This is a genomic window from Carboxydocella sp. JDF658 (assembly GCF_002049395.1).
GTDB lineage: Bacteria > Bacillota.
Window position 1 is genome coordinate 1 of sequence record NZ_BDLR01000036.1, and the last position, 19,967, is coordinate 19,967.

Genomic DNA, 19,967 nt, shown 5'->3' on the forward strand with positions numbered 1-19,967 from the left:
GTTCAGGATTTATTAGAGATCAGGGAGCTGGAATCAGACCGGGAGGGAACGGTCCTTGAGTAAATTTTTAATAGATACAAATATAATAATTTACTTAATGAAAGGCGAGAAGGAAGTTATAAATTTTTTTGAAACTATTTTACAGGATGAAAACAATGAGCTAATATTTTCGGTTATCACAGTTACTGAAATCTTTTCCAGACCAATTTCTGAAAAAATCAAAGCAGCTGTTAATGAATTTTTAGCTTTAGGTATGGTAATAGATTTGAATCAGGAGCTGGCGCTGCTGACCGGGGTTTTGCGTGCAGAAATGTATCAACAGGGTCGAAAGGTACCGAAATTAGCTGATGCTGTTATTGCTATGACAGCAAAAGTTACGGGAGCGGTACTGATTACCCACAATGTTAAAGATTTTAGTCAGATTCCAGATTTGCAAATTTGCGATCCGTTTCAAGCCGAATTTGATGAGGCAAACTAGACATATAATTTACCTGCTGTGATGAAAAACACATTTCCTTTCGTCAATCACCACAGTTTAATTCCGAGTAAAACGGTAAACTATAATCAGAAGGGCGATGACGAAAGGAGAATGTAAAATGAGCGAACTGATCGATAATGGCAAAGAAAAACGCCAGCAGCTCAAGGAAATCATCCTGGCCCTGCATGCTGGCAAAGATCCTGAGGTGTTGAAAAGGGAGTTTAAACATCTCCTGGAGAAAGTAGGAGCCAGCGAAGTAGGGGCCCTGGAACAGGAACTGATCGCTTCCGGCGAATTGAGTGAACAGGAAGTAAAGCGGTTATGTGATGTCCATGCTGCCCTGTTCCAGGAGGGATTGGAGAAGCAAGGGCGGCCAGAGGAGGAGCCGGGCCACCCGGTACACACCTTCAAGCTGGAAAACCGGGCCATTGAACAGGTTGTGGCTGAAGAGCGAAAAATTATTGACCGCCTGGCTACAGCAGAGCCCGAAGAGCTGAAGGAACTGCTGGCAGAGTGGCGACAGGTTCACAGCAGTTTAATGGAGATCGAAAAGCATTACAGCCGCAAGGAAAACATAGTTTTCCCCTATTTGGAGCAACATGGCATTTCCGGGCCTTCCAAGGTAATGTGGGCTGTTCATGATGATATCCGGGCTCTGCTCAAACAAGTCCGTCAGTTTTTAGCCAGCCCGCCGGCAGAACAGGAAGAAATAGTAGCTTTTGCCCGGAAGGTAGCCGTACCAGCTCTGGAAGCAGTAGTCAGCATGATTTTTAAAGAAGAAAATATCCTCTTTCCTATGTGTCTGGACAAATTCACTCCGGCTCAGTGGCAGGCCATTCATGACCAGAGTGATGAAATCGGTTACACTTTGGTTAAACCAGCACAAAAATGGCGGGCAGCGGGGCTTGATGTCGCGGCAACTCAGGCGGAAGGCCAGGTTGCGGCGACAGGGAAGTTAAAAGTCGGTGTGGGGGAGTTGACTTTAGAAGAAATTACCCTCATATTCAACCACCTGCCGGTGGATATTACCTTCGTAGATAGAGATGATGTAGTGCGTTACTTCTCCCAGGGCCCGGAACGCATTTTTGCCCGTACTCCCGCTATTATCGGGCGCAGGGTGCAGAACTGCCATCCGCCTGACAGTGTGCATATAGTGGAGAAAATTCTGGACGATTTCAAGCACGGTCGGCGCAATAAAGCCGAGTTCTGGTTGCCTTTCAATGGCATGTATGTTTACATTACCTATTTTGCAGTGCGCAATGAGAAGGGCGAATATGCTGGTACCCTGGAAGTAACTCAGAATATCAAGCCTTTGCAGGCCATTAGTGGTGAAAAGCGGATACTGGATGAAAATTAAATAAAGACTACAATTTAGCCCTCGTTCAACTGGAATGAGGGCTTGCTTTTTTACCACTATGTTGTCAATGAACAAAAGTTGTCGAAAAAACCATAAATTTGCAGGAAAAAGTTTAGCAGTGAAGAATATATAAAATAAGATTGCAACTTATTGAACGAATTTGGCTGGCGGAAAGGCAGCGGGTATGGAAATCCAGAGAGGAGAGAATGGAAGTGAGTTACTGGACAATCAAAAGAAAATTGCTTGTCACATTCTTTAGCTTATTAGCGGTAGCGATCATACTCAGTATAAGCAGCTTTATCAATATGCGTAAAATGCATGAGATCTATGGTGAAATAATTAGACAGGATATGCCAGCTGCGCTAACTGTCGCGGAACTTCGGGGGGATGAATTAAATTTGCGCGGACTGGTCAGAGCCTACATGCTCTATGGGAACGAGGATTATGCCAGTCAGTTTACGGAGATGCAAAAGGAATGGGATGTAACAGCTGGCAGATTGGAAAAAGCGCTTGTTTCTCAAGCGGAAATTCAGAAACTCGAGCAGTTGAGAGCTGAACATAAAGCCTATGTGACGATCTGGCAGGAAATCATCAGTGCTTTTCGCAATGGCAATAAACAGAAGGGTATGGAACTGGCCCAAAAGGCTTTACCCCACGCCAAAGCCTATGATCAGATTAGCAGTGAATTGATTGGGCTGATTGAGCAAGAAGTGAAGAGGGCAGTGGACTCAGCTCAGCAAACTTCAATTCAGGCCAATCTTATCAATATTTTTATTACCCTGGTCGGTCTGGTCCTGGGTCTGCTGACTGCCTGGCGCATGGCTAATAAACTCTCCCGGCCTGTGGTTGAACTGGCTGCCACTACCGAGCTGGTAGCTCAAGGGGACCTGGCAGTTAAAATTCCGGAAGTGCAAACTGAAGATGAAATCAAGATTCTGTCCGGCAGTTTCACCACAATGGTAGAAAACCTGCGGCGATTGCTGGGCAATTTGCAGGACTCAGCCCAGCAGGTAGCAGCAACTGCCCAGCAACTGAATGCAGCAGCAGAAGCGGGAGTGTCGGTTTCCACCCAGGTTGCCCGCTCCATAACGGAGCTGGCAGCAGCTAACAATCAGCAGTGTGCTACTGCCGGAAACGCAGCGGTAATGATGGAACAGCTGAACAATGCTATCGACCAGATTGCCCGGGGGGCTCAGGAACAGGCCCTGAACGTTACGCAAATGGCGGAAATGATCAACCAGATGGTCAAGGGGGTAGAAGAGGCCAGTCAGAACACGGCCCAGGTGGCCCAGGTAGCTACCCGCACGACCGAAGTGGCAGAAGCCGGGGGAAGGGCGGTAGAAGAAACCATCCGGGGGATGCACCGGATTCGCAATGTGGTGCTGGAATCGGCAGAAAAAATCCGGGAGCTGGGGCATTACTCCGAGCAAATCGGCCAGATTATCCAGGTGATCGACGAGATTGCTGAACAGACCAACTTGCTGGCATTAAATGCAGCCATTGAGGCAGCGCGGGCCGGGGAACACGGCAAAGGCTTTGCTGTGGTGGCAGATGAGGTGCGGAAGCTGGCGGAACGCTCCAGCAAAGCTACCAAGGAAATCGCCAATCTGGTCAATACTATTCAGAGGGGCACTGCCCAGGCTGTAACAGCCATGGAAAGTGGAACCGAAGAGGTGGAAAATGGCGTGCAGCTGGCTGATGCCGCTGAGAAAGCCCTCAGGGAAATTATCACCATGATTGAGCAGGCCAATGAACAAATGCAAAATCTGTCTGCCGTAATTGAACAGATTTCGGCCGGGACAGGGGAAGTGTTGAAAGCGGTAGACAGCGTGGCCGCAATTACCGAAGAAAACAGTGCCGCTGCTGAGGAAATGGCGGCTTCCAGTGAACAGGTGCGGGATGCCATCGGTCAGGTGCTGGGCAGCTGTGAAATCAGCTCCAGCAATAGTGAAGAAATCAGCGCTTCTACAGAAGAGCTGAATGCTACTTCCGAACAGATCAGCAATGCAGCTCAAAATCTAGCTCAACTGGCCAGTCAGTTACAGAGCTTAACGACCAAATTTAAATTATAGAATAGTTTGACAACTCAGCAGGAAAAATTCCCTTCCCGTAGAATATATACGGTTGAAATCATCGGGAGGGGAGTGATTTGAGTGGCTGCCAATTTAATCGATGGCAAAGCCATTGCCGCTACCATCAGGGAGGAAGTGGCGGCGGAGGTCAGCAAATTGAAAGAAGAAGGGATTAGCCCCAAGCTGGCGGTAGTGCTGGTGGGAGATGATCCGGCATCGGTGGTCTATGCCAACTCCAAGAAAAATGCCGGGACCAAACTGGGATTTGAATTTGAACTTTTCCATCTGCCCGGCTCCACCCAGGAAGAAGAGGTTATCGCGCTGATTGAAAAACTCAACGGGGATGAAACGGTCCACGGTATCATGGTGGAACTGCCCTTGCCCAAACACATCAGCAAGGAGCGGGTGATGAAAACCGTTTCTCCTTTAAAGGATGTAGATGGGGTACATCCCATCAACCGGGGCTACATACTGAGCGGGGAGGAGGGCCTCTTTCCTGCCACTCCGGAAAGCTGTATTGAGGTGATTAAGCGCTCTGGCCTGCCGATTGCCGGTAAACATGCGGTAATCGTGGGTCGGGGTGAAACAGTGGGTAAACCCCTGGTGTTCATGATTCTGAAGGAAAATGCTACGGTTACTGTATGCCATAGCCGTACCCCTGATCTGGCCTATCACACCCGCCAGGCGGACATTCTCATCGCCGCTGTGGGTAAGGCCAAAATGATCAAGGCTGATATGATCAAGCCAGGAGCAGTGGTAGTAGATGCCGGGATCAATGAAATCGATGGTGGCATCTGCGGGGATGTGGACTTTGAAGCAGCAAAAGAAGTAGCTGGCTGGATTACACCCGTACCCGGTGGCGTGGGTAGCCTTACCACAGCTCTGATTTACCGGAATGTGCTGAAAGGCATTCGCCTGCAGCGCCAGCAACAATAAAGGGGGTACTGGTTGGATGAGTCACGTTTTTGACCTTTCTGTGCGCGAATTTTTGAAAGTAGCTGCTTCTGACAGCCCAACCCCAGGGGGTGGCAGTGTCTCAGCCCTGGTAGGCAGTCTGGCAGCATCCATGGTTTCAATGGTGGCCAATTTGACGGTAGGCAAGGAAAAATACAAGGATGTAGAGCCGGAAGTTAAAGAAATTCTGCAGGAAATTCAAGCAGTAATGGCTCGCCTGGAAGAACTGACTGCTCAGGATATTAAGGAATTCGGCAACTTCATGGAAGTATTGAAAATGCCCAAAAACACTGAAGAAGAAAAAGCCCTGCGGGCAGCCAAAATGCAGGAAGCTCTCAAAAACGCTACTGACACGCCGCTGGAAATCGCCCGGGTTTGCTTAAAGGCTCTGGAGCTGGCCGACCGTTTGAGTGGAATTGGCAACAAGGGAGCTATCAGCGATGTGGGAGTAGGGGCTTATGTGGCGGAAGCGGCTTTAAATGCTGTTTTACTCAGCGTGGACATCAATTTGCCCATGATCAAGGATGAGGCCTATGTTGCCCAGGCCAAAGCCGAACGGGATCAGCTGGTGGCCCGGGCCCGGGAACTAAAGGAAAAAGCGGTGGCAGTGGTACAGAGCCGTCTGGCCTAGGTCAATAGAGCTGGGACATTTCCTCCAGCAGCTGCTGGGCCCAGCGGGTAAAATAGCCGGTTTTCAGCACTTGCTGGCAGTGGAAAAGGCATTTTTCCACTGCCTTCTGTTTTGTCAAAACCTGATCAGAATAGAGCTGGGCCAGATTGGCATGAATGTGGGCCAGATCTGCCTGTAAGCCCTGCTTTTCCGCCAGCTGCCAGGCATAGTGCAGGATGAACTCACAGAAATCCCAGTGTCCATGGGGGAGAGCATTGGCTGCTGTAACCCAGAGAAACTGGCAGGGGCGGCGCAGGGTTTGGGTGTAGACAGGGTCGGCAAAGCCATAACTTAGCAGCAATTGCTTGTGTTCGGGGAGCAGGGAAAAGTAAAAAGGCAGTAATCCCAGCCGTTTCAGGTGGCGTAAATACATGGTTTGGCCTCCTTATGCGGATAAATCAGGGATATCCTGCCCTTTTTCCCGTTCTTTTATTCCTTTTCCCAGGCGGCACAGGGGCCAACGGAACATTTGCCACAGACATCACAGAGGCCAAGGTGAGTGAACCGGGCTGCTACCTCCAGTAGACGACTATAGCATTTTTGCTTGTCCAGCCCCGTTGCGGTCAAGGCACCGACTGGACAGACCCGCCAGCAATAGCCACAATCAAGACAGGGCTCTGGTGGCGGTGCCGGGGGCAGCTGGGTTGACAGCCAGTCGGGAGGGGCATCAGTCACCAGACTGCCAAAGCGCCCGGCACAGCCAGCTGCCGTGATGGCCTGCTGGTGGCGGCCAAAGACAGCCAGACCGGCGGCAACTGCCAGGCTTTTGTGGGACCAGGGAGCAGTCAAGGTCTTTTCATCAAAATTATGGGTAGCCGGTTGCCAGGCAGCATGATAACCTGCCTGTTCCAGCCAGTGAGCAATGGCCTGGTTAAATTGGCCGATTACCTGATTGGTCCGAACATAATATTCTGCCCAGAGGGGAGCGGTATCAGGTTGCTGGCGATTGGCAGCAATCACTTCTGGCGGGAAAGGTAGAAAATAAATGAGAATAGTCCGGGCTGAAGCCAGCAAATCTACGGGTTGAAGGTGATAGGGTAGATGATGATAAAGCTCTCCTAGCCCGGGATCGTCAACGGGCAGGAGGGCGAAAAGAGGAGGTCGGTAGAAACTGGCCCAGGGAGAAAAGAGGGTAGCTAAACTCATGTGAAAGCCTCCTTGCGTTGCTGTTTTTTACTATATTATAATTAAACAGAAGCAGGGTCAATTTTATTTGCCCGGAAAGGGGACAATAATTTATGAATGGACTGGAGATCAAAAGAGGAGATATCGTGCTGGCCCGGTATTTTTTTAACGACCGGGAGCGGACAGGGCCGGTACTGGTGATTCAGAATAACTGGGGCAACCGGGTCAGCCCGCTGGTAATTGTGGCTCCCATTGTACCCTGTAAACCGGGGGATTGTCTGGATGATCCCCTGCAAGTACCACTGGGGGCAGAGAATGCGGCAGAAACGGGTTTGAAAAACAGTTCGGTCTTGCTTAACGTTATTCTCACCATCGAACGCAAGCGTTTACTGGAGATAATCGGGAGACTGCCCGGGCGGCTGGTGCCCAAAATCGAGGCAGGTCTGAAATTTTCCCTGGGCCTGGAGCAAGGAGGAAACTGATGAAAAACAAAACCGTTGGTTTAATTATTAACCAACAAAAAATGGGAGCAGTGGAAACAGGAAACTATCTCCGCACTCGTCTCAAGGAGCTGGGCTGGCAAATCGACCAGGAGGAGGCCGATTTTGTCCTGGTGTTAGGAGGGGATGGTACCCTCCTGCAGGCCGCAAGGGACCTGGCACCCCGGGGTATCCCTGTTCTTGGTATCAATTTCGGCCAGCTCGGTTTTTTAACGGAAATCGAGGTACATGACCTGGACTGGGCCCTGGAGCGGCTGGCAGCGGCTGCCTACCGGATCGAGGAAAGGATGATGCTGGAGGCCCGGGTACAGCGACAGGGAAGGCTGCTGGAAACCGCTATTGCCTTAAATGACGTGGTAGTGACCAAGGGGGCTTTTGCCCGCCTGCTGCCACTGGATATTTTCGTCAACCGGGAACATGTCTCCACCATACCCGCTGATGGGATTATCGTGGCTTCTCCTACTGGTTCTACTGCCTATTCCCTGTCCGCAGGCGGGGCCATTGTCCCACCCCATCTGGAAGTGCTGCTGATTACCCCGATCTGTCCTCATTCTCTTACTTCCCGGCCCATGGTAGTGGGGCCTGAAGCCGAAGTCATGATCAGAGTGGGTCATTATGAGGGACAGGCTATGTTGACCGTAGATGGACAGCATGGAGTAGTGCTGGAACCGGATGATTTGATCTGTGTGCAACGGGCTGGGGTAAGAGCGCGGTTTATCAAGTTAACGGACCGCACTTTCTTCCAGGTCTTGCGCCAGAAACTGAAAGCGGGTGACCGGTGCAATGTCTAGTCCATTGGCAGGAGCGGTGGCTCTCAGCCACTTCTGGTTGGCTCAGGTAGTACGGCCAGGCGACCGGGCGGTGGACGCGACCTGTGGCAATGGCCATGATACGCAGTATCTGGCTGAACTGGTGGGGGAAAACGGCAAGGTCTGGGCCTTTGATGTTCAGGAGACAGCTATTAGCAATACCAAAGAGCGGCTAGAGGCAGCCGGACTGGCTGCCCGGGTAGAACTGATTCCGGATGGGCACCAGCATCTTAAGCGGTATGTTTCAGAGCCGGTCAAGGCAGTGGTTTTTAATCTGGGTTATTTGCCAGGCAGTGACAAAAGGGTGATTACCCTGGCCGAGACCACCCTTAACGCCCTGCAACAGGCAGTGGAACTGCTTTTACCGGGAGGAATAATTGCCATTGCTATCTATACAGGTCACGCTGGCGGTGAGGAGGAAGCCCGGGAGGTGGAGAGCTGGGCAGCGGCTTTACCCAGATGTTATAATGTTTGGTCACAGCGGCTGTTGAACCGCTCTCAGACAGCGCCCTATTTATTACTGGTGGAAAAAGGAGGATAATTGGCGATGAAGGCAATGCGCCAGCGCCTGATTTTAGATATCATTGAGGAGAAAGTTATTGAAACCCAGGAGGAACTAGCGGAGGAATTGCGGGCCCGTGGCATTGAAGTAACTCAGGCCACTGTGTCCCGGGATATCAAGGAATTGCGCCTGGTCAAGATTCCCACCGGAGATGGGACCTATCGCTATGGTTTGCCCCGGGATTCGGTAATTGAGCACAGTGAAGAGCGAATGCGCCGTATTTTTCTTGATTCCGTAGCTCATATAGACCACTGTGATAACCTGATTGTCATCAAAACCTTGCCGGGAACCGCCCAGGCGGTGGCCTCCACCATTGATGGGGCTCAGTGGGAGGAAATCATGGGGACGGTAGCCGGTGATGATACTATTCTGGTTATTGTTAAACCCAAAGAGGCAACTGAACAGGTGGTAACCCGTTTTAAAGAGATGATGCTGGGATAGGGGGTAGCGATGATGCTCCTCACCTTGTGTATCGAAAATTTTGCCCTGATTGAGAGGCTGGAACTGGAGCTGGCAGAAGGCTTCACGGTTTTTACCGGGGAGACCGGGGCTGGTAAGTCCATTATCATGGATGCCCTTGCCCTTTTGACCGGGGCTAGAGGGGCTACTGAATTTATCCGCCATGGGGCCCAGGAAACCAGAGTAAGCGGGGTTTTTTTGCCAGCTGACCGGGAAGGCTGGGTGGTAAAACTGCAGCAACAGGGGATTGAACCGGAGGAAGACGGCACTATTTTTCTGGAGAGGGTATTGAACCTGAATGGCCGCAGCCAGTGCCGCATTAATGGCCGTTTAATGCCTTTGAACCAGTATCGGGAGCTGATAGGTGGCCTGGCCGAGATTCATGCTCAGCACCAGCAGCAGTTTTTGCTCAGACCGGAACGGCACTTAGAACTGCTGGACCGTTATGCCGGGCGGGACCATTGCCAGCAGGTCAGGCAGCTTGTCCAATTGGCCCGGCGTTATCGCCAGCTGCTGGCAACAAAGGAGGAACTGCAGGCCAGCGGCCGGCAGCGCTGGCGGGAAATAGATTTACTCCGTTACCAGCTGCAGGAAATCGATAAGGCCCAGTTACAACCCGGGGAAGAGGAAGAACTGCTGGAAAGGGTACAATTGCTGGGTCAGGCGGAGAGGTTGGCCCAGTCCTGTGGCAGGGCCTATGAACTGCTGGCGGCAGGAAGTGGCCGTCAGCCGGCTGCTTTGGACCTGCTGGCCCAGGTGATGGAGGAAGTGAAACAGCTGGCTCGCCTGCATCAGGGAGCAACTCCGCTGGCTACTGAGGTGGAGGAGTGCTATTATCGCCTGGAAGAGCTGGCCCGGGAGCTGAACCGTTATCAGGAAAAAATCGAGTTTGACCCGGAAGGGCTGGAACTGGCTCAGGAGCGACTGGATCTGATTAAACAGCTCTGTAAAAAATATGGCAGTACGGTGACGGATGTGCTGGCTTACCGGGAACAGATCAAACTGGAGCTGAACAAACTGGAACAGGCGGAAGAGAATCTGGAGGAAATCCAGCTACAACTGGAACAGCTGGAACAAGAGGGGAAAGAGCTGGCAGAGGTGGTCAATGGGCAAAGAAGACAGGCCGCTATTCTCCTGGCCAGAGCGATTGAAAATCAATTAGCGGATCTGGCCATGGCCGGTTCCCGTTTCTCTGTCCAGCTGTCTCCAACGGAACACTGGAGCCAGAACGGTGGCAGCGATGCGGAATTTTTCCTCAGCCCCAACCCGGGAGAACCTCTGAAGCCCCTGGCCAAAATCGCTTCTGGTGGGGAATTATCCCGGATTTTACTGGCTTTACGCACTGTTTTGCTAACTGAGGAACCGGGAATCACCCTGGTTTTTGATGAAGTGGATGCTGGCTTGAGCGGGGCAGCAGCCCGCAAGGTAGGAGAAAAGCTGGCCCAGCTGGGCCAGCAGTATCAGGTCCTGAGCATCACCCACTCTCCGGCGGTAGCAGGTCTGGCTGATCAACATTTCTACATTTATAAAGAAGTAGTTGGGGAAAGAACTTTTACCCGGGTCAAAACTCTGGCAGCGGAGGAAAGGCTGACAGAACTGGCCCGCATGGTAGGTGGCGAACATACGGGAGAACTTCTGAAAGCGCAGGGCTAAGGCTCTGCGCTTTTGCATATTTAAGTCCCTGAGCAGGCAAACTATGGTCGGAAAAGAATTGGCGGGAAAGGATGAAAAAAATGGAACGCAAAACCCTGCTAGGGATGCTGATGATCTTCCTCTTACTTCTGGGCTGGGGCTGGCACTGGGCAGAACAAAGTTTGCCAGCCATCTCCCGCACTCTGTTCTGGGGGAGCTCCGGGGCAGATGTAAGGTCTGTTCAAGCCAAACTCAAGGCCTGGGGGTATTACACGGGGCCAATTGACGGGATCTACGGGTCATCGACCTGGACGGCGGTGAGAAAATTCCAGCGGGCTAATGGATTGACTCCTGATGGAGTAGTCGGGCCTGCCACTCTGAAAGCTATGGGCCTCTGGACTTCTCCAGCCAGGGCAGTGCGGACCACCACAACAATCAGCCGGGGGCTGATGCGGCGCAATGACCTGACTTTACTGGCTCGCCTGGTACAGGCTGAAGCTGGTGGGGAACCCTATGAAGGACAGGTAGCTGTAGCGGCAGTGGTTTTAAACCGGGTGGCCAGCCCCCTGTTTCCCAACACTATAGCTGATGTGATTTTTCAGCCTCTGGCCTTTGAGAGTGTGTCCAATGGACTGATTAATAGGCCGCCTTCAGCTACAGCCCTGCAGGCAGCCCGGGATGCCTTGAATGGCTATGATCCTACCCAGGGAGCTCTCTTCTTCTGGAATCCCAGTAAACCGGTAAGCAGCTGGATCTGGTCCCGTCCGATTATTCGCCGGATTGGAGACCATGTGTTTGCGCGCTGAGAGGAGATGATGGTATGCGTGGACAGAGAATAGCGATTTTTTTGCTCAGTTTGGGCTTACTAGGAGTAGGCTGGTGGGGCTGGCAGCAAAAAATGATGAAAGAGGATCTGGAAAAACTGTTAAGTAATCACTATCAACGTTCCTTTTATAATTTAGCCGACCATGTAGGCAATGCCGAGATGCTACTGGGCAAAAGCCTGGTGGCAATGGATCCTAAGGCCAATGCGGCTATACTGGCTGACCTCTGGTATGAGGCGATCACTGCCCAGGAAAATCTGGGTCAGCTGCCATTGAGCAATTCCACCACAGTTAAAACAGCCAAATTTCTAAACCAGCTAGGGGATTATGCCTATTTTCTCAATAAACGCAATGCTGAAGGCAAGTTACCGGGGAAGAAGGAAAGAGAGCAGCTGCAAAAACTCTATCGCCAGGCCCAGAAGCTGAATGCCGAATTGCAGGTGGCAGTCCAGGATGTGCAGGATGGGCGGGTTTATCTGGCCGAGGTGCGCCGGGAAAGCGGCAGTACCCTGGGGCGTCAGGCCCGTAAACCGCAGCCGCTGGATATGAAGCCAGTTGCCAAGGCAATGCAGGATACACCTGCATTAATATACGATGGGCCTTTTTCCGAACATTTAGAACGGGCCTTGCCGCGGGGCTTAAGCGGGGAAAATATCACCCTGGCCCGCGCTATGGATATTGCTCGCAGTTTTATTGATGGTCAGGGCAAGGTCTGGGAAGTGCGGACTAAAGGGGATGTCAGGGGGAAAATCCCCGCCTTCAGTCTAGAACTGGTGCCGGCCGGGAAAACCTCAGAAGAACGGATAATTATGGACATTAGCAAAAAAGGCGGTAAAGTTATCTGGATGTTACACCGGCGCAAATTGGCTGAACCCGTACTCTCGGCTGAGGAGGCGGAAAAACGGGCAGTAGCTTTTGCCCGCTTGCGGGGTTATGATAACCTGGCACCCACTTATGTTTTACGGGAAGACGGAATTGCCACGGTGGCCCTGGTGGCGGTTCAGGACGGGGTGTTGCTTTATCCTGATCTGGTAAAGATCAAGGTAGCCCTGGACAATGGACAAATCCTCGGCTTCGAGGCTACTGGTTATCTGATGTCCCATATTCAGCGCCAGTTGCCCCCTGTCCTGGTTAAACCGGAAGCTATCAAGAAAAAACTGCCTCCGGAGCTGAAAGTGGAACATATTAAGCTGGCTTTGATTCCCACTCCCAGCCGCAATGAAATTCTCTGCTGGGAAGTGAAAGGCAAACTGGCAGGCGAATTGTATTATGAATATTTTAATGTAAAAAATGGTAGTGTCGAAAAGGTTTTAAAGGTGATTGAGACACAATTTGGTTCACTGACCATGTAAAAATTTGCTGCAGGCTTTTTAGCCTGCATTTGTTTTTCTTTCCCTGTTTTAAAGCGGCAGTATAAGAAAATAAGGAACAGGACAAGTTATGATTAGCCGCAAAAATCGCTTAAAGGAGGTGTCATTTAAAGCAATCAGGTCATAAAGGAGGGAAATAGGGTGAGGAAAGGTATTTTGCTGATTTTCCTGCTGATTTCCGCCTTCATTCAGGCTCCAGTCCATTATTTTTCCGCTTTGCCTACCGCCCAGCAAGCAGTGGTGGGAGAAAAACTTACCCTCGCCATCAACTGGCCTAAAACCTGGCAGCGCTTTTTGCAAATCGTTAATGTTAATTACTCACCGGCTATTTCCTTGCAACAGGGTCAACCGGTTGCCAGAGAACCGGGAGAAGCCGAACTGGCGGTAAAATTGTTTGGGTTTTTACCGTTGCATCGCTTTACTGTCAGGGTTCTGCCGGAGATGCATTTGATACCCGGGGGACAGTCTATCGGAGTATTATTAAAATCCAGGGGTGTAATGGTAGTAGGTTATGCACCTATTACCAGTGAGGGGGAAGAAAAAATATATCCGGGCCGGGATGCCGGGGTGTTAATTGGAGATACCATTCTGGCTATCAATGGGAAAAATATTAACAATGAGAAGGAAATGGCAGAGATAATTACACAAATTGGGCAAAAAGGAGAAAAAGCTATCCTTACTATTGAACGGCGCGGTACCCGGTTACAGGTGGCCGTAACTCCGCGTTTTTGTCCCGAAACCCAGAGTTATCGGATTGGTTTATACATTCGGGATAGTGCTTCTGGAGTTGGCACTCTTACTTTTATTGAACCCAAAAAAGCTTATTTTGGTGCCCTGGGTCATATAATAGCCGATAGTGATACCAGTGAACCCATTGACATCCGGGAAGGCAAGATTGTACGAGCAGTAGTACAGGCCATTCATAAAGGCAAAGAAGGATTTCCTGGAGAAAAATTGGGAGTTTTTGTGGACGATGGCAGCTGGTGGGGTGAAATTACCCATAACACTCAGGTAGGTATTTTTGGCAGGATTTATGGCAAGTTTCCTGCCAGCCGGCCTCTGCCAGTAGTAAGCAATAACCAGGTAGAAACAGGACCGGCCCAAATTTTAACAGTTATAAATGGCGAAAAAGTAGAAGCCTTTACCATCAACATAAAAAAATTGTTGCCCCCTGATCGACCGGATGGTAAGGGAATGGTGGTGGAAATTACCGATCCCAGGCTTTTAAAAGAAACAGGCGGAATCATTCAGGGTATGTCTGGTAGCCCCATAATCCAAAAAGGTCGAATTGTGGGAGCGGTTACTCATGTTTTAGTCAATAATCCCCGTTTGGGTTATGGATGTTATATCGAAAAAATGTTAGAAGAAGCGGGCCTTGTCGAAACATGGAAAAAAGCCGCCAGTTAGGCGGTAAATTTTTTTGTAGAAATTGTTTATGCAATAAAAGCAGGAATAACCAGTCTAGCGTCGAATGGAATTATAGACAATAAAAAGAAAAAGAAGTGGTGTACAGGGGGCGAAAAGATGATGTACAAAGATGTGAAAATCCTCTTAGTTGATGATAACCGGGAATTTTGTGATATGTTGAGCAAACACCTGACCCGGGATGAGGATTTCATTCTGGTCGGAGTAGCTCATAATGGACTGGAAGCTCTGGAGCTAATCCAATCGGAGCAACCAGATTTAATCATTCTGGATTTAATTATGCCTCATTTGGATGGGATTGGGGTACTGGAAAGAATGCAGACCCTGGATCTGCCGAAGCGGCCTAAAATTTTAATGCTTACCGCTTTTGGTCAGGAAACCGTGACCCAGAAGGCAATGCAGCTGGGGGCAGATTATTACCTGTTGAAACCCTTTGATTTCAGTGTTTTAAGCCATCGCATCAGGCAAATGGTGGACACCGGCTATACCATTCCTGCCTATACTCCTGTCGCCAAAACCAAAAACCTGGATGTGCTGGTGACCAACATCATCCATGAAATGGGAGTACCTGCCCATATCAAGGGATATCAATATTTACGGGAAGCTATTTTGATGGTGGTGGACCATGTCCATTTGTTAGGAGCGATTACCAAGGAACTCTATCCTGCCATTGCTGAGAAATACAATACCACTCCTAGCCGGGTGGAAAGAGCCATTCGCCATGCTATTGAACTGGCCTGGGACCGGGGCAATGTGGAGATGATGAACAAGTTCTTCGGTTACACAGTTAATAATGAAAGGGGCAAACCCACAAATAGTGAGTTTATCGCTATGATAGCCGATAAACTGCGTATAACTGCCAAAGTTAGCTAAGACAGCGAGGCTTGCCCTCGCTGCTCTTTTTTGCAAGGAGTTGCATAGAGGTAGTAAATAGGGTAAAATCTTTTTGAGGTGAAAAAACCATGGAAATCAAGGGCATTGCCCGTGTGGATAAAAAAACCAAGAACCTGGCCAAAAGAATCAAACCAGGAGAAATTGCGGTTATCAATCACCAGGATCTGGACGAAGTGGCAGCCATGAGCCTGGTTAAAGCCCGGGTAAAAGCGGTGGTCAATGCTGCAGCCAGTATCTCCGGCCGTTATCCCAACCTGGGGCCCAGGGCCCTTTTGCAAAACGGAATCCCCCTGATTGACCTGGCCGGGGAAAGTATCATGGAAACCCTGCGGGAAGGGCAACAGGTGCTGATAAAAGAGAACGGGGAAATTTGGGTGGGCGATAAATTGGCCGGTTTTGGGCAATGGCTGACTATTGATGAAGTGGAACGGCAGCTGGCCAATGCCAAGGCCAATATCGCCGGGGTTCTCAAGGATTTCCTAGAAAATACCCTGCAGTATGCCGAGAAGGAACAGGGATTGATTCTGGGGGAAGTGGCTATTCCGGAAACCAGGACTCAGTTTGCTGGTCGGCATGCCCTGATCGTAGTGCGGGGGCAGAATTACCGGGAAGATTTGCTGGCTATTAAAAGCTATATCGATGAAGTTAAACCGGTGCTAATCGGTGTGGACGGTGGTGCTGATGCCCTGGTGGAGTTTGGTTATTGCCCTGATGTGATTGTAGGGGACATGGACTCCATTTCTGATGAAACCCTGGCCTGTGGGGCAGAGTTGATCGTTCATGCCTATCCTGACGGTCGGGCGCCTGGGCTGGCCCGAGTGCAGCGACTGGGTCTTGAGGCCAGAACTTTTCCCGCTCCTGGCACCAGTGAGGATATAGCCATGCTACTGGCCTATGAAAAAGGTGCTGAATTGCTGGTAGCGGTGGGTACCCATTCCAATTTCATCGATTTTCTGGAAAAAGGCAGAAAAGGGATGGCCAGCACTTTTCTGGTGCGTCTGAAAGTGGGGTCCATTCTGGTAGATGCGCGGGGTGTAAATCGGCTTTATCGGCACCGGCTCAAACCCAGGCATGTGGTGGAAATCGTGGTGGCGGCCCTCATTCCCATCTTTATTATTATCGTCACGGCACCCGCTACCCGCGAGCTGGCGCGCTTGATGTATTTGCAGCTTAAATTACTGCTGGGGATTTAACTGGAGAGGAGTCTTAAGGCAATGTTTGATTTGCGCTACCATATAGTTTCCCTGGTAGCTGTCTTTTTGGCCCTGGGGATAGGGATTCTGATTGGCTCTGCCATGGAAACGGATAATACCCTGATCCAGCAACAAAAGGTATTGACCGATCGCCTGGCGGCTGATCTGGAAAAACTGCGGGGTGAAAACAAGGAGGCCATGGAAAAACTGGCCAAAGAGCAAAAGGAATCGGCACAACAAGAGGAATTTGTTAAAGAGGTTCTGCCGGTTTTGATTAAAAATCGCCTGACTGGCTACCGGGTGGCCATAATCGATACCGGTGATTATGGCTTTAATGATGACTTGCTGGATATTTTGAAAAAGGCAGGGGCGGTGGTAACCAGCACTTCGGTGCTAAGCCGGGATTTCGTGCTGGCTGATCCGCAATTACAAAAGGAAGTAGCGGCTTTTCTGGGAGTAGACCCCAACAGCCAGGCGGCCATAGTTAAGGAAATGACCTGGCAGGTAACCCGGGGTCTGGTAGTTGGAGATAATCTGGCGGTCATCAAGTTTCTGACCGATAAGAAACTGCTTAAAATTACAGGAGCCTACGGGCAGCCGCTGCAAGGGGTGATTATTATCGGAGGCAGTCAGCAACCCCAGACCGCTCAGTTCCGGGTAGAGAATATTGATTTGCCCCTGATTGAAGCCCTGCAGCAAAAAGGGATCGAAATTTTCGGAACCGAATATTCCAGGGTGGCAGTTTCCTACATGAAAAATTATCAGCGTTATAAGATTTCCACTATTGATAATATCGATACCCCCATGGGCCAGGTAGCACTGGTAGCAGCCATGGAAGGACGGCCCGGGGATTATGGTATCAAGGCAACTGCCGGCCGGCTGTTGCCGGATTTGAACAGGGAGGTTAAAAGGATTGTCTTGCCAGGATCGGTACCAGGTGCTGGTGTTAGTGCCAGCCCACAATGAGGAAAAAAAGATAGCTGCTACGGTTAAAAGCGCTTTGACCATTCCGGGAGTGACCCGGGTAGTGGTGGTGGATGATGCTTCTACTGATCGCACAGCTGAACTGGCCGAGGCGGCTGGAGCAGAGGTGATTCGCCTCTCCCGCAATCTGGGAAAAGGAGGAGCTCTTAACCGCGGATTGAAAGAATTCCGGGAAGATTTGCTTTTGCTACTTGATGGCGATCTGGGGGAAACAGCGGCTGAAGGGGTTAAATTGCTGACTCCTTTACTGGAGGGACGGGCGGAGATGACCATTGCCCGTTTTCCCAGGGCCAGCAAAAAAGGGGGCTTTGGGCTGGTCAAAGGCCTGGCCCGCTGGGGGATCCAGCGTTTAAGTGGCTACCTGCCCCAGGCCCCATTATCCGGACAGCGCGGGCTAACCCGGAAGGCGATGGCGACGGCAGGCGGTTTCGCTGAAGGTTATGGTGTGGAGGTAGCTTTGACGGTGGCGGTAGCCCGGGCGGGACTGCCCATTCTGGAGGTAGAATGCGCCATGACCCATGATGAGACCGGTCGTGATTTGGCCGGTTTTTGGCACCGGGGACGGCAATTCTATCACGTAGCGCGCACCCTCTGCTATTTGCACAGGAGGTATAGATAATGGTTTGGTGGATACTGGCTCTTGCTGGTGCAGGTCTGACCAGGTTGATCCTGCCGTCCCTGTTTGCCATCTGGCAGCAAGCGGGTTTTTTGCGTCCCAATTTTCGCGGTGAACAGATTCCGCTGGGGGTTGGGGTTTTTCTGCCTCTGGTCTGGCTGATACTATTGCCAGGGGTAGTTTGGCTGGTTCCTGAGCAGCGGGATCATGGCCTGCAACTACTTCTGGCGGTAACCTTTCTTACCTTGCTGGGTATGCTGGATGATGTGCTGGGGTCCCGCCGGGTAAGTGGGTTAAAAGGTCATCTGGGCAGTCTGTTCAGGGGCAGGATAACAACAGGAGCTTTAAAAGCAGTCATGGGAGGCTGGCTGGGTCTGGTACTGGCCTGGCTGGAATTCCAGCCCCGAACCGGGATTGGGTGGATTCAAACAGTGCTGGCCGGCCTGATGGTAGCCCTTTCTATCAACGCTATCAATCTGCTGGATTTGCGACCAGGCCGGGCGGTCAAGGGTTTTTTGCTTTTTGGCGGTTTACTGGTTTTGCTTTCCGGTCTGGCAGCGGCGGCGGGTTTTTGGCTGGTAACGGCCGGCATGCTGGTTGCCTATCTGCCTGCTGATTTAAAAGCCCGCTGTATGCTGGGGGATACAGGAGCCAATCCACTCGGGGGGATTCTGGGATTATCAGCCCTCTGGGCCTTGCCTGCCTGGGGACAGCTGGGCTGGCTTCTCTTTCTGATCGGCTTTCATTTTTTGACGGAAAAATATTCTTTGACTGAGCTTATTGCCCGCACGCCCTGGTTGGATTATATAGATAGATGGGGCCGGGAGTAACGGGAGGCAGCAAGAGGGGGAGGACTGGGCGATATGGAAATTAGCAGCAGGGAACTGGCAGTGATCCTGGATTCCACCCATGATGGCATGATCGCTGTAAACAGGGAGGGAGCTGTTACCCTCTTCAATGCAGCGGCAGAGCGTTTGACCGGACTGAAGCGGGAAGAGGTAATTGGCCGCAAAGCCCAGGAAGCTATTCCCAATACCAGACTGCATATTGTGCTGGAGACAGGCGTGCCGGAGCTCAATCAACAGCAGCATCTTGGTAAAACCACCATCATAACCAACCGGGTCCCTGTGAAAGATGAAGAGGGACGGGTAGTGGGGGCGGTGGCGGTTTTCCGCGATGTGGGGGATTTTGAAGCTCTGGCAGAAGAGTTGACCAATGTACGGCAAATCAAGACTATGCTGGAAGCCATTATCAATGCCACCAATGATGCGATTTCGGTAGTGGATGAGAACGGCATGCAAATTCTGATCAACCCGGCTTACACCCGTTTGACCGGTTTGACAGAGGCGGATGTCCTGTATAAACCGGCCACAGTGGATATTGTGGAAGGGGAAAGCATGCATTATAAAGTGCTGCGCACCCGGCAGCCGGTACGGGGCGTGCGCATGAAAATTGGACCCAACAAGAAGGAAGTTATGGTGAATGTGGCCCCGATTATCGTCAATAATGAATTAAAAGGCAGTGTTGGGGTTATTCACGATTTATCTGAAATCAAAAAACTGACAGAAGAACTGGAGCATGCCCGCCGTCTGATTCGCCATCTCGAAGCCAAATATACCTTTGATGATATTATCGGTCAGAGTGAGGAACTGAAACTGGCTGTGGAACAGGCGGAAAGGGCGGCAGCTACTCCTGCTACCGTTTTGCTCAGGGGGGAAAGCGGCACAGGCAAGGAGTTGTTTGCCCATGCCATTCATAATGCCAGTACCCGCAGCAGCCAGAAGTTTATCCGGGTCAATTGCGCCTCCCTTACTGATACCTTGCTGGAAAGCGAGCTTTTCGGATATGAGGAAGGGGCCTTTACCGGAGCGGTAAAAGGCGGAAAACGGGGGCTGTTTGAGGAAGCCAACGGGGGTACCATTTTCCTGGATGAAATCGGGGAGATTTCCTTGACCTTACAGGCCAAACTGCTCAGGGTCTTGCAGGAAAAGGAAGTGCGGCGGGTCGGGGGCACCAAGGCTGTTCCTGTGGATGTCCGGGGAA

Annotated in this window: 21 protein-coding genes; 19 read left to right on the forward strand and 2 right to left on the reverse strand. The window is 51.0% G+C overall.

The window, feature by feature from the left end:
• The first annotated feature begins 55 nt into the window (after window positions 1-55).
• From JDF658_RS07100 to JDF658_RS07120, 5 genes are all read left to right on the forward strand, one after another.
• A complete protein-coding gene (locus tag JDF658_RS07100; RefSeq protein WP_079906984.1) occupies window positions 56-478 on the forward strand; it encodes a type II toxin-antitoxin system VapC family toxin in 423 nt (140 codons plus the stop codon).
• A 118-nt stretch (window positions 479-596) separates the two neighbouring features.
• Complete coding sequence (locus JDF658_RS07105) at window positions 597-1,835, forward strand: DUF438 domain-containing protein (protein ID WP_079906985.1); 1,239 nt, start codon at window positions 597-599, stop codon at window positions 1,833-1,835.
• 212 nt (window positions 1,836-2,047) lie between these two features.
• Complete coding sequence (locus JDF658_RS07110; RefSeq protein ID WP_159446586.1) at window positions 2,048-3,907, forward strand: methyl-accepting chemotaxis protein; 1,860 nt, start codon at window positions 2,048-2,050, stop codon at window positions 3,905-3,907.
• A gap of 81 nt (window positions 3,908-3,988) precedes the next feature.
• Complete coding sequence (locus JDF658_RS07115; protein WP_078665004.1) at window positions 3,989-4,843, forward strand: bifunctional 5,10-methylenetetrahydrofolate dehydrogenase/5,10-methenyltetrahydrofolate cyclohydrolase; 855 nt, start codon at window positions 3,989-3,991, stop codon at window positions 4,841-4,843.
• A 16-nt stretch (window positions 4,844-4,859) separates the two neighbouring features.
• Window positions 4,860-5,492, forward strand: a complete 633-nt coding sequence (locus JDF658_RS07120) for a cyclodeaminase/cyclohydrolase family protein (protein ID WP_079906988.1) — start codon at window positions 4,860-4,862, stop codon at window positions 5,490-5,492.
• Between the two features lies 1 nt (window position 5,493).
• Here the strand turns inward: JDF658_RS07120 and JDF658_RS07125 are convergent, their stop codons facing one another.
• Window positions 5,494-5,904 carry a hypothetical protein gene (locus JDF658_RS07125; RefSeq protein WP_079906989.1) on the reverse strand — a complete coding sequence of 137 codons (411 nt, stop codon included), beginning with the start codon at window positions 5,902-5,904 and terminating at the stop codon, window positions 5,494-5,496.
• A 56-nt stretch (window positions 5,905-5,960) separates the two neighbouring features.
• Complete coding sequence (locus JDF658_RS07130; protein WP_078665007.1) at window positions 5,961-6,677, reverse strand: 4Fe-4S binding protein; 717 nt, start codon at window positions 6,675-6,677, stop codon at window positions 5,961-5,963.
• Between the two features lie 92 nt (window positions 6,678-6,769).
• On the opposite strand from JDF658_RS07130, the gene JDF658_RS07135 reads away from it, so the two are divergent.
• The 14 genes from JDF658_RS07135 to JDF658_RS07200 all read left to right on the forward strand — a co-directional run.
• Complete coding sequence (locus JDF658_RS07135; protein ID WP_078665008.1) at window positions 6,770-7,138, forward strand: type II toxin-antitoxin system PemK/MazF family toxin; 369 nt, start codon at window positions 6,770-6,772, stop codon at window positions 7,136-7,138.
• Window positions 7,138-7,947, forward strand: a complete 810-nt coding sequence (locus JDF658_RS07140; protein WP_078665009.1) for an NAD(+)/NADH kinase — start codon at window positions 7,138-7,140, stop codon at window positions 7,945-7,947. Before JDF658_RS07135 ends, JDF658_RS07140 begins: the two co-directional genes overlap by 1 nt.
• Window positions 7,940-8,506, forward strand: coding sequence for a class I SAM-dependent methyltransferase (locus tag JDF658_RS07145; protein ID WP_079906990.1), 567 nt, complete (start codon window positions 7,940-7,942; stop codon window positions 8,504-8,506). Before JDF658_RS07140 ends, JDF658_RS07145 begins: the two co-directional genes overlap by 8 nt.
• A 6-nt stretch (window positions 8,507-8,512) precedes the next feature.
• Window positions 8,513-8,968: an arginine repressor gene (argR, locus tag JDF658_RS07150; RefSeq protein ID WP_078665011.1), complete on the forward strand. Its 456-nt coding sequence runs from the start codon at window positions 8,513-8,515 to the stop codon at window positions 8,966-8,968.
• 12 nt (window positions 8,969-8,980) lie between these two features.
• On the forward strand, window positions 8,981-10,639 hold the full coding sequence (gene recN, locus JDF658_RS07155; RefSeq protein ID WP_159446587.1) for a DNA repair protein RecN: 1,659 nt from the start codon (window positions 8,981-8,983) through the stop codon (window positions 10,637-10,639).
• A gap of 71 nt (window positions 10,640-10,710) precedes the next feature.
• Window positions 10,711-11,424 (forward strand): spore cortex-lytic enzyme, encoded by a 714-nt coding sequence (sleB, locus tag JDF658_RS07160; RefSeq protein ID WP_078665013.1) that lies wholly within the window; start codon window positions 10,711-10,713, stop codon window positions 11,422-11,424.
• A gap of 14 nt (window positions 11,425-11,438) precedes the next feature.
• Window positions 11,439-12,794, forward strand: coding sequence for a germination protein YpeB (gene ypeB / locus JDF658_RS07165; protein ID WP_078665014.1), 1,356 nt, complete (start codon window positions 11,439-11,441; stop codon window positions 12,792-12,794).
• A 159-nt stretch (window positions 12,795-12,953) separates the two neighbouring features.
• Entirely contained in the window at window positions 12,954-14,219 is a 1,266-nt protein-coding gene (spoIVB, locus tag JDF658_RS07170; protein ID WP_159446588.1) for a SpoIVB peptidase, read from the forward strand.
• Window positions 14,220-14,336: 117 nt separating this feature from the next.
• Entirely contained in the window at window positions 14,337-15,110 is a 774-nt protein-coding gene (spo0A, locus tag JDF658_RS07175; protein WP_079906993.1) for a sporulation transcription factor Spo0A, read from the forward strand.
• A gap of 89 nt (window positions 15,111-15,199) precedes the next feature.
• Window positions 15,200-16,324 carry a putative cytokinetic ring protein SteA gene (steA, locus tag JDF658_RS07180; protein WP_078665017.1) on the forward strand — a complete coding sequence of 375 codons (1,125 nt, stop codon included), beginning with the start codon at window positions 15,200-15,202 and terminating at the stop codon, window positions 16,322-16,324.
• A 21-nt stretch (window positions 16,325-16,345) separates the two neighbouring features.
• On the forward strand, window positions 16,346-17,290 hold the full coding sequence (locus tag JDF658_RS07185) for a copper transporter (protein ID WP_079906994.1): 945 nt from the start codon (window positions 16,346-16,348) through the stop codon (window positions 17,288-17,290).
• A complete protein-coding gene (locus JDF658_RS07190; RefSeq protein WP_079906995.1) occupies window positions 17,238-17,927 on the forward strand; it encodes a glycosyltransferase in 690 nt (229 codons plus the stop codon). The genes JDF658_RS07185 and JDF658_RS07190 overlap by 53 nt, the downstream gene beginning before the upstream one ends.
• Window positions 17,927-18,754: a hypothetical protein gene (locus tag JDF658_RS07195; RefSeq protein ID WP_079906996.1), complete on the forward strand. Its 828-nt coding sequence runs from the start codon at window positions 17,927-17,929 to the stop codon at window positions 18,752-18,754. Before JDF658_RS07190 ends, JDF658_RS07195 begins: the two co-directional genes overlap by 1 nt.
• Before the next feature lie 33 nt (window positions 18,755-18,787).
• The coding region (locus JDF658_RS07200; RefSeq protein WP_079906997.1) for a sigma-54-dependent Fis family transcriptional regulator at window positions 18,788-19,967 on the forward strand (1,180 nt) is incomplete at its 3' end.